General features: G+C 74.1%; 12 protein-coding genes. 9 read left to right on the top strand and 3 right to left on the bottom strand.

Annotated elements, in window-relative coordinates; all coding sequences use genetic code 11:
• The first annotated feature begins 56 nt into the window (after positions 1-56).
• Positions 57-590: a hypothetical protein gene (locus ACFVHO_RS02610; RefSeq protein WP_385709124.1), complete on the top strand. Its 534-nt coding sequence runs from the start codon at positions 57-59 to the stop codon at positions 588-590.
• Positions 591-606: 16 nt separating this feature from the next.
• Positions 607-2,709, top strand: coding sequence for an immunoglobulin domain-containing protein (locus ACFVHO_RS02605; RefSeq protein WP_385709121.1), 2,103 nt, complete (start codon positions 607-609; stop codon positions 2,707-2,709).
• Here ACFVHO_RS02605 and ACFVHO_RS02600 read toward each other — a convergent pair.
• The gene (locus ACFVHO_RS02600) at positions 2,699-4,096 is read right to left on the bottom strand and encodes a DNA-3-methyladenine glycosylase 2 family protein (protein ID WP_385709118.1); all 1,398 of its coding nucleotides are present in this window, start codon (positions 4,094-4,096) and stop codon (positions 2,699-2,701) included. The genes ACFVHO_RS02605 and ACFVHO_RS02600 overlap by 11 nt on opposite strands.
• 186 nt (positions 4,097-4,282) lie before the next feature.
• Complete coding sequence (rsgA, locus tag ACFVHO_RS02595) at positions 4,283-5,362, bottom strand: ribosome small subunit-dependent GTPase A (protein ID WP_385709115.1); 1,080 nt, start codon at positions 5,360-5,362, stop codon at positions 4,283-4,285.
• Between the two features lie 535 nt (positions 5,363-5,897).
• Here rsgA and ACFVHO_RS02590 point away from each other — a divergent pair.
• From ACFVHO_RS02590 to ACFVHO_RS02565, 6 genes are all read left to right on the top strand, one after another.
• Positions 5,898-7,508 (top strand): hypothetical protein, encoded by a 1,611-nt coding sequence (locus tag ACFVHO_RS02590; RefSeq protein ID WP_385709113.1) that lies wholly within the window; start codon positions 5,898-5,900, stop codon positions 7,506-7,508.
• Between the two features lie 16 nt (positions 7,509-7,524).
• Positions 7,525-8,427 (top strand): hypothetical protein, encoded by a 903-nt coding sequence (locus tag ACFVHO_RS02585; protein ID WP_385709110.1) that lies wholly within the window; start codon positions 7,525-7,527, stop codon positions 8,425-8,427.
• Positions 8,428-8,468: 41 nt separating this feature from the next.
• A complete protein-coding gene (locus tag ACFVHO_RS02580; protein ID WP_385709107.1) occupies positions 8,469-9,014 on the top strand; it encodes a hypothetical protein in 546 nt (181 codons plus the stop codon).
• Between the two features lie 137 nt (positions 9,015-9,151).
• Complete coding sequence (locus ACFVHO_RS02575; RefSeq protein ID WP_385709105.1) at positions 9,152-12,034, top strand: glycoside hydrolase family 2 TIM barrel-domain containing protein; 2,883 nt, start codon at positions 9,152-9,154, stop codon at positions 12,032-12,034.
• A gap of 136 nt (positions 12,035-12,170) precedes the next feature.
• Entirely contained in the window at positions 12,171-13,574 is a 1,404-nt protein-coding gene (locus ACFVHO_RS02570; protein WP_385709102.1) for a hypothetical protein, read from the top strand.
• A 59-nt stretch (positions 13,575-13,633) separates the two neighbouring features.
• Positions 13,634-14,416 (top strand): hypothetical protein, encoded by a 783-nt coding sequence (locus ACFVHO_RS02565; RefSeq protein WP_385709100.1) that lies wholly within the window; start codon positions 13,634-13,636, stop codon positions 14,414-14,416.
• Positions 14,417-14,434: 18 nt separating this feature from the next.
• Here the strand turns inward: ACFVHO_RS02565 and ACFVHO_RS02560 are convergent, their stop codons facing one another.
• The gene (locus tag ACFVHO_RS02560) at positions 14,435-14,860 is read right to left on the bottom strand and encodes an NUDIX hydrolase (RefSeq protein WP_385709098.1); all 426 of its coding nucleotides are present in this window, start codon (positions 14,858-14,860) and stop codon (positions 14,435-14,437) included.
• Between the two features lie 126 nt (positions 14,861-14,986).
• On the opposite strand from ACFVHO_RS02560, the gene ACFVHO_RS02555 reads away from it, so the two are divergent.
• Positions 14,987-15,436 carry a VOC family protein gene (locus ACFVHO_RS02555; protein WP_385709097.1) on the top strand — a complete coding sequence of 150 codons (450 nt, stop codon included), beginning with the start codon at positions 14,987-14,989 and terminating at the stop codon, positions 15,434-15,436.
• The last annotated feature ends 4 nt before the right edge of the window (positions 15,437-15,440 follow it).

Genomic DNA, 15,440 nt, shown 5'->3' with positions numbered 1-15,440 from the left:
GTCGAGGCTCGCTCGGGCGTGCCTCTTCCCTGACACCCAGAGAGGTGCCGTCCACCATGCCCACCCGCACTCACGTCCGCGCCTGCGTCACCGCCCTCGCCGCCGCCGCGCTCACCGCCGCCTTCGCCGGATCCGCGGCGGCGGCCGACGTCACGGCCAAGCGCACCATCACCGACGGCGGCAAAACGTACAACCTCCAGCTGACCGGGCCGGACTCCGCTGCGGCCGGGGGCGCCAACGTCACGGTCTCCGGCACCGGTTACAACACCGGGCAGGGCGTGTACGTCGGCCTGTGCGCCGTCAACGGGGCGCCCGGCGCCAACAAGCCGACCCCGTGCCTGGGCGGCCAGGACCAGTCCGGCACGACCGGCGCCTCGCACTGGGTGTCCAACGTCGGCGGCGGCACCGTGCCGAACAGCTCCCGCTTCGGCACGGGCGGCAGCTTCTCCGTGAAAATCCACGTGAAGGCCGATCTGGGCAACGGCCAGGTGTGCGGCGAGACCGTGGAGTGCGCGATCGTGACGCGCGCCGACCACTTCGACTCCGGCGACCGCAAGTACGACGTGCACATCCCGGTCACCTTCCAGTAGGCCGGACACCCACGCGATGAGACGCACCTCGCTGCTGGCCGCGTCGGCGCTGACGCTCGCCGCCCTCGGCACGGGCTTCGCACCCGCGGGCCCCGAGGGCACCGGTGACCCCGACTCCGCCGAGGAGAAGGTGAGTTACCGGCGCACCGGCGACTTCACGACGGCCGGAAGACCGCTCGACGTCACGATCCACCCCGACTCGAAGAAGCTGTACGTCGGCTCCGACGACGACGCGGGGACGGCGGACGTCAACGAGATGGGCCTGTACGTGCTCGACCGGTCCAGCGGCGCGGTGCGCGGCCGCACCGCCAAGGCGCCCGGCTCGAACGGCGTGCCCCGCGAGTCGGCCGTGCGCAAGATCGCCGCGCCGCTCCCGGGCGACGGCGTGGTCTTCCACTATCCGCTCAAGGGCCTCGGCACGGCCAAGGACGGCGACCCGGAGGCCAAGGGCGTCTGGCTCGCGGGCGCCAAGGTCACCGACGTCGGGCCCGGAGTCACGGACGGGACGACGCTGGTGGCGCAGGGCGCCGTCCTGACGGAGGTCGAGACGGCCACGGGGGCGGCGAAACGGACGCTGACGCTGCCGGGCGCCGGACAGTTCGCCGTCGACGCCGCACGGAAGGCGGTGTGGTCGGCGGACCTCGCGCAGAACAAGCTGTACCGGATCGACACCACTTCCTTCACCGTGACGAAGACCGTCGAACTCCCCGTCAAGGAAGGGACGGAGGGCTTCACGGCCGTCGACCCGGCGACCGGTTCGGTGTGGGTCGGCCGGCAGGACAAGGTGATGGTGTTCGGCCCGGACGGCGTGGCGCGCGGCACCGTCGACGGCAAGGACCTGGCGCGGGACGTGGCCTTCGACGGCTCCCGGGCCTATGTCGCCCGGCAGGACGTCGGCGACCCGGGCGCGCCCGACTACGACGGCCGGGGCTCGCTGACGGTCCTCGACACCGGCACCCTGAAGCCGGTCGCCGAGCCCGTCCCGCTGCCCGGCAACGAGGCCCAACTCGGCTACGCCGCCGTGGCGGTGGCGCCGGGCGGCGCCGAGGTGTTCGTGACGAGCCCGGCCCAGAACCGGATCACCCGGATCGAGCGGAACACCCCGCCGAAGGTCACCGCGTCGCCCGCCGACGTGAGCGCCGACGACGGGGCCGAGGTCACGCTCACCGCCCGGGCGGAGGGCTCCCCCGAGCCCACCGTGCGCTGGCAGCGGAGCACGGACGGCGGCAGGTCCTGGACCGAGGTCGAGGGCGCCACGAAGCCCTCGTACACCTTCACCGCCCGCGCGCGGCAGGACGGACACCGCTACCGCGCCGAGTTCAGCAACGACGCCGGTACGGCGCACTCGGAGCCCGCCACCCTCAAGATCCGCGGGAAACCGGGCGACGAGGGCTCGGCGACCGGCCCCGGGGGCCAGCGGCTCACCGTCACCCCGGTGAACGAACTGGCTCCCAAGAAACAGCAGTTGACCGTCACGGGCGCGGGCTACGACGAGAAGAAGGGCATCTACGTGGCCCTGTGCGTCGACAACGGTCCCGGCAAGGCACCGACGCCCTGCGTGGGCGGCGCGGCCACGGACGGCGGCTCGAAGGCGTCGGCGTGGATCTCGAACAACCCGCCGCCGCACGGGGCGGACCTGGCCGTCCCCTACGGCAAGGACGGCTCGTTCGAGGTCGAGTTGACCGTCGACGCCAAGGACGGCTCCACGGACTGCCGCACCACGCGTTGCGTCCTCGCGACCCGCGCGGACCACACCCTGCCCGGCGACCGCTCGCAGGACGTCCGGGTGCCGGTGACCTTCGCCGACGGCGACGGGCCCGGGGGCGGTGACGGCAACGGCAACGGCGGGACGGACGACGGCGGTTCCGGCGGGGGCGGCTCGGCGGGCGGCTCGGACTCCGGCGGGTCCGGGGACGCGGGCGGCTCCGGCACGACGGGATCCGGCGGCTCGGGCGGCTCGGGCGGCGCCATCGGTGACACCGGCGACGCGGGGTCGGACGGCAGCCTGGCCTCCACCGGGCAGACCGTCGGCGGCGCCGCGGCACTCGCGGCGGCCCTGACGGCGGCGGGCTGGTACACGATGCGACGGGCCCGCCGGGGGCAGACCCCTAGGCCGTGAGCAGTCGGGCCTCCTCGACGTCCGCCCCCGCGTGTCCCGTACGCAGATGACGTACCGCGTACGAACGCCAGGGCCGCCACGCGTCCGGCACCGGCTCCCCCGGCGGGGCCACGTCCGGGTCGCCCAGGGCCCGCGTCCGGATGGCGGCGGCCGCCACCGCGTCGACACCGGCGACCGCGCGCAGCTGCCGCTCGGCGTCGTCGCGGTCGGCGCCCGCGTCCAGGCGCACCGTGCCGTCGGTGAGGGCGGCCGCGAGCGGGAGGTGTCCGGCGAGGGCCTCCGGCGCGGGGAAGACATGGGTGAGCGTGCCGCACGGCGACGGCAGCGGCGTGCCGTGCTCGACGACGAGGCGGCGCGCCCGCTCCGGGCCGACGACCGCGCGCACCGCGAACTCCTCCGGGTCGGCCGCGCCCGGCGAGCGCAGGCCGGGGCGGGCCCGGACGAGGGGGGCGAGGCGGGGGTCGGCGGACAGGCGCTCGTCGACGGCGTACGGGTCGGCGTCCAGGTCGAAGAGGCCGCGCAGGCGCTGCACCGCGGTGGTCAGGTCGCGCAGGTCGGTGAGGTGGATGCGGGCCTCCAGCCAGCCGCAGCGGTGGGTGTCGGAGCCCTTGCGCGCGTCGCGCTCCTCGACAGCGACGATCCCGGAGGCGTACGGCAGCCGCAGCGTGCGCCGGTACGTCCGGGCGCCCCGCACCCCGCTGACGTCCTCCACGCCGGGCAGCGCCTCGTGGGCGAGCAGGTCGAAGACGGCGGCGGCCTGGTAGGGGCCGCGGTGGGCGAGGCGCAGCGGGATCCCGGCGGACGGGGTGCCGCGGCCGCCGCCCCGCTTGGGCGCGGCGGCGCGCAGGCCGGTGGGCGTCAGTTCGTACACGGCCCGGATGGTGTCGTTGAACTGCCGTACGCTCGCGAATCCCGCGGCGAACGCGATCTCCGTGACGGGCAGTTCGGTGGTCTGGAGCAGCACGCGGGCGGTGTGCGCGCGCTGCGCCCGGGCGAGCGCGACCGGGCCCGCGCCCAGCTCCGCGGTGAGCTGGCGCTGGACCTGGCGGGCGCTGTAGCCGAGGCGGACGGCGAGGCCGCCGACGCCCTCGCGGTCGACGACGCCGTCCCCGATCATCCGCATGGCCCGGCCGACCACGTCGGCGCGGACGTTCCACTCGGCTGAGCCGGGCACGGCGTCGGGGCGGCAGCGGCGGCAGGCGCGGAAGCCGTTGCTCTGCGCGGCGGCGGCCGTCGGGTAGTAGCGGACGTTCTTGCGCTTGGGCGTGACCGCCGGGCAGCTCGGCCGGCAGTAGATGCCGGTCGTCTCGACGGCGAAGAAGAACTCGCCGTCGAAACGGGCGTCGCGGCTGCGGACGGCCTCGTACCTGGTGTCTTGATCGCTCACGTCATCCAGTGTGAGCCGGACGAGACGCGGCTGCTAGCGGAAATCGGACACCACGCTCACCGACCGCTGCCCCCGGCGGGCGACGGGGCGGGCGGCCGACCGGGCCCCGCAAGGGGCGCGGGGAACCGCGCGACCAGCCCCCACCGCCCCCGCGGCCGAAGAACCACCGCGCCCCGCCGCACATGCTCAGCGCAAGCGCCCCCGCTTGGCCTCCATCGCCGCCTTCCCCTCGGCCCCCCGCCGCTTCCACTCACGACGGATGTCGGCCCGCAGCCGGGCGTCGGTCTTGGCGACGATGCGCTGGTTCTCCCGGATCAGCTTCCGGTAGCTGTCAAGCCGCCGCTCGGGGAGTGTGCCGTCCTCAAGGGCGGCGAGCACCGCGCAGCCGGGCTCCGCTTCGTGCGCGCAGTCCTGGAAGCGGCACCCCTCGGCGAGTTCCTCGATCTCGGCGAAGACCTGGCCGACGCCGGTCCCGGCGTCGTAGAGGCCGACCCCGCGCAGTCCCGGCGTGTCGATGAGGACGCCGCCGCCGGGCAGGACGAGGAGGTTGCGGGTGGTGGTGGTGTGCCGTCCCTTGCCGTCGACGTCACGGATCGCCTGGACGTCCATGATCTCGGCCCCGGCGAGCGCGTTGGCGAGGGTCGACTTGCCCGCGCCGGACTGCCCGAGGAGCACCGACGTACCGCCGGAGATCACCGCGGCGAGGACGTCGACGCCGTCGCCGTCGGCGGCGCTGACGGGCAGCACCTGCACGCCGGGCGCGGTCGTCTCCACGTCCTCGACGAGGTACGACAGGGCGGTGGCGTCGGGCACGAGGTCGGCCTTGGTGAGGACGACGACGGGCTGGGCGCCGGACTCCCAGCCGAGCGCGAGGAACCGCTCGATGCGGCCGAGGTCGAGCTCGGCAGCGAGGGACACCGCGATGACGGCGTGGTCGACGTTGGCCGCGAGGATCTGTCCCTCGGACCGCTTGGACGAGGTGGACCGCACGAAGGAGGTGCGGCGCGGCAGGTAGGCCCGTACGTAGCGGGGGTCGCCGCCGGGTGCGTCGACGGCCGCCCAGTCGCCCGTGCAGATGACCTTCAGGGGGTCGTGCGGGGTGACGTAGGTGGTGTCGGCGCGGATGACGCCTTCCTCGGTGACGACGAGGTCGCAGCTGCCCCGGTCGACGCGGACGACGCGTCCGGGGAGCAGCCCTTGCGCCGCGTACGGGGCGAAGGCCGCGGCCCAGTCCTCGTCCCAGCCGTACGGCTGGAGGGAGGACACGGCGGACCCGGAGAGGGCCGAGGAGGCGGCGGAAGCGGAATCAGCAGCAGAGGAATCCGCAGCAGAGTGAAACGTGGGGAAAGACAAGGGGAACCCTTCACAGGGTGGCCCCGGCCCACGCGCCGGACGGGCGCGGCGAAGGACGAGAGAGGTCAGCCGGAGACCACGGAGGTGATGTGGATGAACGTCTGGATGCGGGCAGCATCGTTCGCAACGACAGCCATTGATCACACCTCCTGGGAACCTGCTCAGCCGACGACGGCGGTCGCGTCTCGCTTCCGCCGAGGAACGCGTTGACTGTAGCTCCCGCCTCCGTCGGGCCGCCACCTATTTATTCGGCCTCCTCCGGCCGTCCGGCCCAGGCCCGTTCCGCACCCGGCGCCACCCGAGGACCACGCCACCTCGAAAGCATCCAACTCCCCCTCCACTCAAGCCAGTTCAGTCATCGATCCTGACGTGTTCCCGCCCTGACACGCCCCCGTACCGTCGATATGCTGGTGGGCTCTCTCTCGGGCGGAGCACTTACGGGGGACGTATGACGACGCCTGAAACACCCGCCCCACCCAACGTGGGCATCGAGATACCGGACCGCACCGCGACGCGGCGCCTGTGCGCCGGGGTGTACCTGGACCCCGGGTTCCGCGACGCCGTCCTGCACCGGGTGTACAACGCCCGCAAACGCCGGGTCGCGCCGTCGTACGGCTACGACCTGGTGCCCGTCGTGACGCACGCGTGGCGCGCCTGGTGGCTGTCCACCGTCGGCGACGCGGTGCTGCTCACGCTGTGCTGCGCGGCGATCCTGCTCTATCCGCTCCCCGCGCTCCTCGCCGCCGTGGTGCTCTTGGACGTCGGCCTCGCGATCGCGGTGATCACGTACGCCACGCGGTCCGTCCGGGCCCTGGGGCAGAGGTTCACCGACGGAACGGCTCCGGATACGGACGCGCCCCGGTGGCGCAGGACCATCGGCTACGACCTCGTCATCGCCGCCCTCGTCACCGCGGGCGTGGTCGCGGGAGTCAAAGGGAGCGGGGACGACGGCGTGTTCCTCATGGCCGCCGTGATCGCCCTGACGCTCTGCGCCGTCCTCGCGGTGCTCGGCACGCTGCGCCAGCTCGCCGTGAACCGGCTGCGCGCCCGCGGCACCGATCCTCGCCGTCCGCGCACCCGCGGCCGCCTCGCCGTGATCGAGAACCAGCAGCGGCACCCCCTGGTGGTGTACTCGGGCACGAGCCCCTTCGTCGGCAGCGGCAGCGGCCTGCGCACCTGGTCGTTCGCGCAGCGTCTGGTCGAGGCCAAGCCGCTCGGCGTCGACAAGGACGTCGAGTTCGAGAAGAAGCCGTTCGCCACCCGGGAGTTGGTTGAGGAGCTGCGGCGCGCGATCACGGCGCTCGACACCGAGGAGGACCCCGAGACCCGGCTGCCGGGGCTGCGGGTGCTCGACTCCCTCTTCGTGGCGGGCCGTTACGCGCGCGGTTACGCGGACGACCTGGAGCCGGCCGCCCGTGCCGGGCTCGTCGAGCGGGTCCTGGACCGCCCGCAGGAGACGGTCAGGCACTATCTGACGTGCCAGGTGGAGTCCTGGGGCGGCGAGGTGGTGACCACCGTCTTCGTGCACGTGTCACTGCAAGGGCGCACGATGTACATCGAGTTCAGCAGCCGGGCCCTCGCGCCGACCCGGCTCGCCTATCAGATCGTCGACACCATCGGCGGCACGGGCACGCTGGCGACGCTGCGCGCGGCCGCGCTGGCCGGCGGCCGCATCCGGGACATCCCGCTCGCGCCCGTGCGGCTGCTGCGGGCGCCGCTGCCCCTGCTCGGCGCGCTCGGCGCCGGGAGCGATGTCACCGTGGCGCAGCTCAAGCGGGGGCGGGACATCGGCGCCGACTACAGCGCGCGCGAGCTGGCGGCCATCGGCGCCGACGAGAACTACTTCCAGACCTTCGACGTCGTGAAGCACTTGAAGATCATCGAGCAGCGGCTGCTCTCGACGGTCGGGGACTACCTCACCGAGCGCGGCGTGGACACCTCCGAGTTCCGGCGCCGGGCCACGGCCATCCTCAACAACGGGGTCATCAGCACCGGCTCCGGCAACCAGATCAACCTGGCGGACGTGGCCATGGGCGAGAACACGAGCGTCGGCAAGTGATCCCGGGAGGAACACCGTGCGGAACAACGGGATCATCAGCACCGGCTCCGGCAACCGGATCGACCTCTCCGGGGGCGTCGCCATGGGCGAGAACACGAGCGTGACGGGGTCCCCCGCCACCGGCCCCGAGAGCGCCCGGACTCCGCCCGGACCGGAGCCGGAGACCTGGGACCTGGGCGTGGTCACGGTCCTCTCGGTGGAGACCCGCGCCCTCATCGACGCGCTCTCCCTGCGCGGCACCCAGCGCAAGACGGTCACCGCGCGCCGCGAGCGGTTCCGCGAGTTCCGCTGGGCCGACGCGGGCCGCCCGGTGCGGGTCGCAGTCACCCAGTCGCTGCACCCGGGCCAGTTGTCGGCGGGCAGTGCGGTGGCGGCCCTGCGCGCCGCGTACGCTCCGCGCTTCCTCGCTCTCGTCGGCATCGCCGGAGCCGTCCACCCGGACCTGGTCCTGGGCGATGTCGTCGTGGCGCAGGAGGTCGTGCACTACGAACCCCGCAAGGTGACGCCCGAGGGGATCCGGCGGCGCGGCCGCAGCCACCCGATCGCCGCCGAGGTGCAGCACGCCGTCAACGACTTCTTCACGGAGCACGGCGAGCCGTGGCGGCTGCCCTGGTCCGGGGAGCACCGGGCGCTGCGCGGTCTCATCGGCTCGGGCGAGGCCGTCCTCGCCGACACCGACGCGGCCGAGCGCGCCTATCTGCGCCAGTACAACGAGAAGGTCCTCGCGGTGGAGACGGAGGGCGCGGGCCTCGCCGAGGCCGTGTACGCGGGCCCCGCCCACGACCGCTCCCCCGAGCCGTGGCTGACGGTCCGCGGGATGTCGGACGCGGCGGGCCCCGACAAGGACGACCGCCACCACGCCGTCGCCGCCCGCAACGCGGCGGAGGTGTTCTGCACCCTGCTCCCCCACCTGCTGTGAGACCGGGCTGAGCCCACCGACCCCGAACGGACGGAGGCAGGATGGCGGAGCCGGACGAGGTGACCCTCGGACGCGTACTGCTGACCGAGTACGAACAGCTGAAGGCGGAGCAGACCGGCCGCATCCGGCTGCGCGACAACCTCCTGTACGCGATGCTCGCCGCCACGGCCGCCGTCATCGCCTCGACGATGCGCGGGGACGACCATCTGGCGCTCCTGCTTCTGCTCCCGCCGATCGCGCTGCTGCTCGGCTGGACGTACCTCGTCAACGACGAGAAGATCTCCGCCATCGGCCGCCATGTGCGCACCACGCTCGCCCCGCGCCTGGCCGAAGTCCTCGACCTGGACGAGGAGATCCTCGGCTGGGAGTCCGCCCACCGCGACGACCGGCGCCGGGGCTCGCGCAAGGCACTGCAGCTCGCCGTGGACCTGCTGGCCTTCACCGTCTCGCCGCTCGCCGCGCTGACCGCCTTCTGGGCCAACGGCCACCTCACCTGGCCGCTGCTCGCGGTCTCGGGGGCGGAGACCGCGGCCGTCGGGGTCCTCGCGTGGCAGATCGTGGTGTACGCCGACCTCGACCGGGGCTGAGAGCTCGCTCCGCGCGGCGGCCGTCCGCGCGGAGCGCGGGCCCGCGGCGCCGTTCGGTCCAAACGACCGGCCAAGAATCCAACAACCTGCCGACGCAAAGAATTGAGACCGCACCTTCCGCGGGTTGTGATGGACCCATGGAACTTCCCCACCACGAGGACGTGTCCCCCGGCACCGGCGGTCTCGCACCCCGCGCGTGGTACGCGGGCTCGGACGCAGCCGTGCTCTCACTGAACGGGAGCTGGCGGTTCCGGCTCTCCCCCGGCGCGTACGGGCTCGACGAGTCGTTCGCCGCCGCCGATTTCGACGCCGCGGCCTGGGACGAGGTCGTCGTGCCCGGGCACTGGGTTCTGCAGGGCCACGGCGCGCCCATCTACACCAACCAGATGTATCCGTTCCCCGTCGACCCGCCGCGGGTGCCGACGGAGAACCCGACGGGTGACCACCTGCGCGGATTCGACCTGCCCGAGGGGTGGCCCGCGGACGGGGACGCCGTGCTGCGGTTCGACGGGGTCGAGTCGTGTGCGCGGGTGTGGCTGAACGGCACTCCGCTCGGGGACTTCAAGGGGTCGCGGCTCCCCCACGAGTTCGCGGTGGGGCACCTGCTGCGGCCCGGGAGCAACGTCCTCGCCGTGCGCGTGCACCAGTGGTCGTCGGGGTCGTACCTGGAGGACCAGGACCAGTGGTGGCTGCCCGGCATCTTCCGGGACGTCACGCTCCTGCACCGGCCCGAGGGCGCGGCGCGGGACTTCTTCACGCACGCCTCGTACGACCACGAGGCGGGCACGGGCACGCTGCGGGTGGACTCCGACGTGCCGGGCCGGGTGACGGTGCCGGAGCTGGGCGTGGACGTCGCGACCGGGCAGAGCGTGACCGTGCCGGTCGAGCCGTGGTCGGCGGAGCTGCCCCGGCTCTACGACGCGGAGCTGACCACGGCGGGCGAGCGGATCCCGCTGCGGGTGGGATTCCGGACGGTCGCCCTCACCGACGGGCTGATCACGGTGAACGGGCGGCCGTTGCTGTTCCGGGGCGTGAACCGGCACGAGTTCCACCCGGAGAAGGGCCGCGCCCTCGACCTCGCCACGATGCGCGCGGACGTCCAGCTGATGAAGCAGCACAACATCAACGCCGTCCGCACCTCCCACTACCCGCCGCACCCCGCCTTCCTCGACCTCTGCGACGAGCTGGGCCTGTGGGTGATCGACGAGTGCGACCTGGAGACGCACGGCTTCACGATGCTGGGCTGGCGCGGCAACCCCGCCGACGACGACCGCTGGACCCCGGCCCTCCTGGACCGCGCGGCCCGCACCGTCGAGCGGGACAAGAACCACCCCTCGGTGATCATCTGGTCGCTCGGCAACGAGTGCGGCACGGGCGCGGGCCTCAGCGCGATGGCCGCCTGGATCCGCGACCGCGACCCGGACCGGCTCCTCCACTACGAGGGCGACCCCTCCTGCGGGGACACCGACATGTACTCCCGCATGTACGCCGACCACGCCGAGGTCGAACGCATCGGACGGGGCGAGGACGAGGGACCCGAGGCGCGCCGTCGGCTGCCCTTCGTCCTCTGCGAGTACGGGCACGCCATGGGCAACGGCCCCGGCGGCCTGCGCGAGTACCAGGACCTGTTCGAGCGGTACGAGCGGCTGCAGGGCGGCTTCATCTGGGAGTGGATCGACCACGGCCTGCGGCACCCGGCGTTCGGGTACGCCTACGGCGGCGACTTCGGCGAGGAGCTGCACGACGGGAACTTCGTCTGCGACGGCCTGTGCTTCCCCGACCGGACGCCGTCCCCTGGGCTCCTCGACTACAAGCAGGTGATCCAGCCGGTGCGGTTCACCTACGACCCCGTGTCCGGCACGGTGTCGGTGACCAACCTGTACGACTTCGCGGACCTGGCGGACCTCGCGTTCGAGTGGACGTACCTCTCGGACGGCCCGGCGCACCCGGTGTCGGGCCCGCTGGACGTGCCGCCCGAGCTGGGCCCCGGCGAGAGCATCGAGCTGAAGCTGCCCGACCCGCCGCCGGCGCCGGGCGGCGCGGAGATCCGGCTGCACGTGTCGGCGATGGTCTGCGAGGAGACCAACTGGACCTCCCTCGACCACGTCGTGGCCCGCGCCGACTTCGCCGTCACCCCGCGCCCGCCCGTCCCCGTCGCCACCGGCGAACGCCCGCGCCGCCGCGGCTACGACCTCGGCATCGGCCCCGGCCGCTTCGACGCCCGCACCGGCGAGCTGCGCGCCCTGGCCGACCTCACCCTGACCGCCGCCCCGCGCCTCGACGTGTGGCGGGCGCCCACCGACAACGACGACGGCGCGCCCTGGCAGCCCGACACCCGCCACGGCCCGCTGTGGCGGAAGCTCGGCCTGGACCGGATGCAACACCGCCTGGACGACGTCGAGTCGGACGCCGACGGGCTCACTGTCCGCACCCGGGTCGCCCCGGCCGCCCGCGACCTGGCGCTCCGCACCGTCTACCGCTGGACGTCCGACGGCTCGGCCCTGCGGCTCGCGGTGTCGGTGACGCCGGAGGGCGACTGGCAGGTGCCGCTGCCCCGGCTCGGCGTCCGGCTCGGGCTGCCCGCCGCGCTCGGCCACGCGCACTGGTTCGGCGGCGGGCCCGGGGAGGCCTACCCGGACACCAAGTCGGCGTCCGTCGTGAGCCGTTGGTACACACACGTGGACCGGATGCAGACGCCGTACGTCCGGCCGCAGGAGAACGGCGCCCGCGCCGACGTCCGCTGGGCCGAGCTGCGCGACGACTTCGACGGCGACGGGGTGCGGATCGTCGGCGACCCCGAGTTCTGGTTCACGGCCCGGCGCTGGAGCAGCGCGGAGCTGGACGCGGCGGCCCACCGCACGGATCTGAGGCCGGGCCCCACGGTGTGGGTGCACCTCGACCACGGGCAGCGCGGCATCGGCTCGCAGTCGTGCGGCCCCGGGGTGCTGCCGCGGCACGAACTCCCGGCGGCGCCCGCGGAGTTCGCCTTCACCTTCACCATGGCCGAACGGGGGCGGTGAGAGAAGACTGAACGGGGCGGCGCGCCCCGCGGCCACCGGGCACCGGACCCTTCCTGACCCGGAGAAACACGATTGCGGCCGCCTAGACTGGGAATGACGACGACCCACGCGCCGCCCTGGGGGGAGGGAACATCCCGTGTCACAGCAGCAGCTGGGCCGCAGCCCGGTCCGGCCGGATCCCGGGCCGCCGCCCCCGGGTGATTCGCGCCAGGGCCGGTTCGTGGGCTGGCTCGGCGGCTTCGGCTGCGCCGCCGCGGGGTACGCCGTGTTCCAGTCCCTGGTGGGCGTGTTGCCGCAGGAGCTGTCCGCGGACGCCGCGCGGTACGGCATCGCGGCTGTCAGCGGCGTCGGCACGGGCCTGGCGGCCTGGCTCGCGGCGGCGCTGCTGCGCGCCCGGACGGGCACGGACGACGGCGGGGCGCCGACCGCGCCGCGCGCCCCGGGCACCGGCGCGGCGACCGGCTCCGCCCACGCCCCCGGCCCCTTCCCGGCACTCGCCGCCGCCACTCACCGCACCCTGCACGCCGAGCTGGCCGTCCTCGACGATCCCGACCGGGGCCTCCTGAAGGGCTGGCCGCACGCCCTCGACGAGCAGACCCTGCCGGTGCGGCCCACGCCCACCGGCACCGCGTACGGACTGCACCTCGTGCTCGAACTCGGCGTGCAGGACGGCAGGTTGAGCCCTTCGGAGCTGGTGGAGACGTTGTGGCGGCAGCGGCTGCCCGACGGCGGCTGGGCCGCCCGCTCCCAGGGGTCGGTGCCGCGCCCCGAGGTGACGGCTCTGGTCCTCGGCGCGCTCGCCCGCGCGGGCGCGGACCCGGCGCGGCTCGCGGACGAGGCGGCGCGCTGCGCGGCCCGCTTCACCCCGGGCCTGGAGCCGTCCGGGCTGGCCCGCACGCATGTGGTGACGACGGTCCTTCGGGGCATGCTGCGCGCGGCGCCCGACTCCCCGGCCATCGCCCGGCTGCGGGACGAGCTGGTAGACCGGACCATCACCGACCCCGCCCGCGAGCACCGCCGCTGCTGGGGCCCGGCCCTGCGCGGGCCCGCGGCGCACACCACGCGGCCCTCGCCCGCGCACACGGCGCAGGCCGTCGTCGCCCTGGACCGCGCGGCCCGCGTCCTCGGCGAGGACGGCAACACCCGGGCCGCGCGCGAAGACGGCATCCGCTGGCTCCTCTCCTGCCCGCTGCCGCAGCACGAGGAGTGCGCGGACCTGCGCAACACGCAGGAGGAGGTGCGCCGCCCGCACCCGCAGGACTCCTGGCGCCAAGAGGTCCTCTTCGTGCGGCACTTCACGGCCGCGTGGATGGTGCGCGCCCTCCTGACGCCCGGGGCCTGGGAGATCGCCGTGGCCGAGGACCGCGAGGAGGCGTGGCGGACGCTGCTCACGGACGCGGTCGCCGGTGTGCTGCGCCAGCAGGACGACGGCATCTGGAACTGGGACGGGCACGATCTCGGCCGTCCCCTGTGGATGACCTATCAGGGCCTTTCGGCGCTGCGGGCGCATGCCGTATGGATGTATCAGCCGGACCGCTGAACTCCGGCTCCGCATCCCGGCGGGCGGGTCGCGGAAGGAGCGGAAGGCGGAGTGACCGCATGGGTGGTCGGCACGTGCTGCGGGCCAGGCGGCTGATCGAGGGGTCCCTCGACGGGTTCGTCGGCCTTGCCGGGCCCGACGGCCTCGACGGCCCCGACGAGGAGGACCTGGTGCGGGCGGCGCGCGCGGTCGTCGCCGAACTGGGCTCCCCGGGGCGGCTTTCGGCGCTGGTGGCGGAGCTCGCGGCGGGTGTCGGTGACCCCTCGGGGTGCGCGCGGCTCTCGTACCGGCACGTCCTCGGCTTCGACAAGCTCCTGCTCCTCTCCGTCGACACCCGGCACATGCTGCGCGCGCACGTCTGGCACCCCGGCTCGCACCGGGCGGGCCGCGAGGACATCCACAACCACCGTTCCGCGCTGGCCTCGTTCGTGGTGCGCGGCACCCTCGGCATGGAGCTGTACGAGACGGCGGGCGACGGCCCGCTGGCGGCGGCGCGCTACCGCGAGTCGCTGTCGGCGGAGTTCAGCGACTGGCTCCTGGAGCCCGCGGGGCGGGCCCGGCTGCGGCTGACGCAGACCGCCGAGTACGCGGCGGGCAGTGGCTACGCGCTGCCGTCGTACGCGCTGCACCGGGCGTGGTGCGCCTCGCCGGGCGCGGCGGTGACGCTGTTCCTGGAGACGGGCGCGGGTCGGCGGCGCTACACGGACGTGTTCACGGGCGGCGGCCGGGACGGGCGGGCGCAGGCGTACGTGAAGGAGCCGCTGGAGGTGGCGGAGTATCTGGCGGAGCTGCGGGTGCTCGCCGAACTGATCGGTGGGAGCGAGGAGTTGGCGCGCTCCTAGGCGGCCGGGGCCGCGCCGTCAGCGGATGCGCAGGCGGCTCAGCGCCTGGCCCACGATCTCGCGGTTGTAGTCGTCGATCTCGACCGTGTCCAGCTCACCGGGGGTGAGCCAGCGGTGGTCCTGGTCGGGGTGGGGCAGCGTCACGTCGAAGCTGAGCGGGCTGACGAGGAAGTTGTCCTGCCAGTTCTTGACCTCGTGGCCTCGGTACTGGCTGACGAAGGAGGACTCGCCGACCTTGCGCACGACGTGGCCGAGCAGTCCGGTCTCCTCCTTCAGCTCGCGCAGCACGCCGTCGCGCGGACTCTCGCCCGGTTCCAGCTTCCCGCAGGGCACCCCCCACACGCGTGGCAGGAACCGCTCCGTCTCACTGCGACGCACGAGCAGCACGCGGCCCTGGTGGGCCACGACGGCTGCCGCAAGATGGTTCTCGCCAGGGATAGCCATGGCACCACCGTAGCGAGGAATCGGGGTCCGGGACAGCCACGGACACCGCCCGCGCCCCGCCCGTGCGCCCCCGGCGCGTCCGATTCCTTCAAGACCCGCGCGGAGCGGCTGCCTACGCTTTCCGGCATGAACAGCGACGACACCGCACAGACCACGAACACCCCTGCCCCCGCGCCCCGCGTCACGCCCCGCCTCGACATGGTGGGGATCGTCACCTCCGACATGGCGGCGTCCCTCGCCTTCTACCGCAGGCTCGGCCTCGACTTCCCGCCCGGCGCCGAGGACCTGCCGCACGCCGAGGCCACCGTCCCCGGCGGCCCGCGCTTCGCCCTCGACACCGAGGACACCGTCCGCTCCTTCTCCCCCGGCTGGCAGCCGGTGCCGGGCGGCGGGCGCGTCGGGCTCGCCTTCCACTGCGGTACGCCGGCGGGCGTGGACGCGGTGTACGAGGAGCTGACGGCCGCCGGGTACCGCACGGAGCTGAAGCCGTTCGACGCGGAGTGGGGGCAGCGCTACGCGACGGTGCTCGACCCCGACGGCAACGGAGCCGACCTGTTCGCCCCGCTGCCTGGCTGACCCG

It is taken from the genome of Streptomyces sp. NPDC127108 (assembly GCF_042677545.1).
GTDB lineage: Bacteria > Actinomycetota > Actinomycetes > Streptomycetales > Streptomycetaceae > Streptomyces.
This window is presented reverse-complemented; position numbering and strand designations above follow the sequence as displayed.

Excerpts from the sequence above, each read along its gene's own strand:
- ACFVHO_RS02605 (WP_385709121.1), top strand. The coding sequence starts at position 607 with ATGAGACGCACCTCGCTGCTGGCCGCGTCGGCGCTGACGCTCGCCGCC.
- ACFVHO_RS02575 (WP_385709105.1), top strand. The coding sequence starts at position 9,152 with ATGGAACTTCCCCACCACGAGGACGTGTCCCCCGGCACCGGCGGTCTC.
- ACFVHO_RS02590 (WP_385709113.1), top strand. The coding sequence starts at position 5,898 with ATGACGACGCCTGAAACACCCGCCCCACCCAACGTGGGCATCGAGATA.
- ACFVHO_RS02555 (WP_385709097.1), top strand. The coding sequence starts at position 14,987 with ATGAACAGCGACGACACCGCACAGACCACGAACACCCCTGCCCCCGCG.
- ACFVHO_RS02610 (WP_385709124.1), top strand. The coding sequence starts at position 57 with ATGCCCACCCGCACTCACGTCCGCGCCTGCGTCACCGCCCTCGCCGCC.
- ACFVHO_RS02565 (WP_385709100.1), top strand. The coding sequence starts at position 13,634 with ATGGGTGGTCGGCACGTGCTGCGGGCCAGGCGGCTGATCGAGGGGTCC.
- ACFVHO_RS02580 (WP_385709107.1), top strand. The coding sequence starts at position 8,469 with ATGGCGGAGCCGGACGAGGTGACCCTCGGACGCGTACTGCTGACCGAG.
- ACFVHO_RS02560 (WP_385709098.1), bottom strand. The coding sequence starts at position 14,860 with ATGGCTATCCCTGGCGAGAACCATCTTGCGGCAGCCGTCGTGGCCCAC.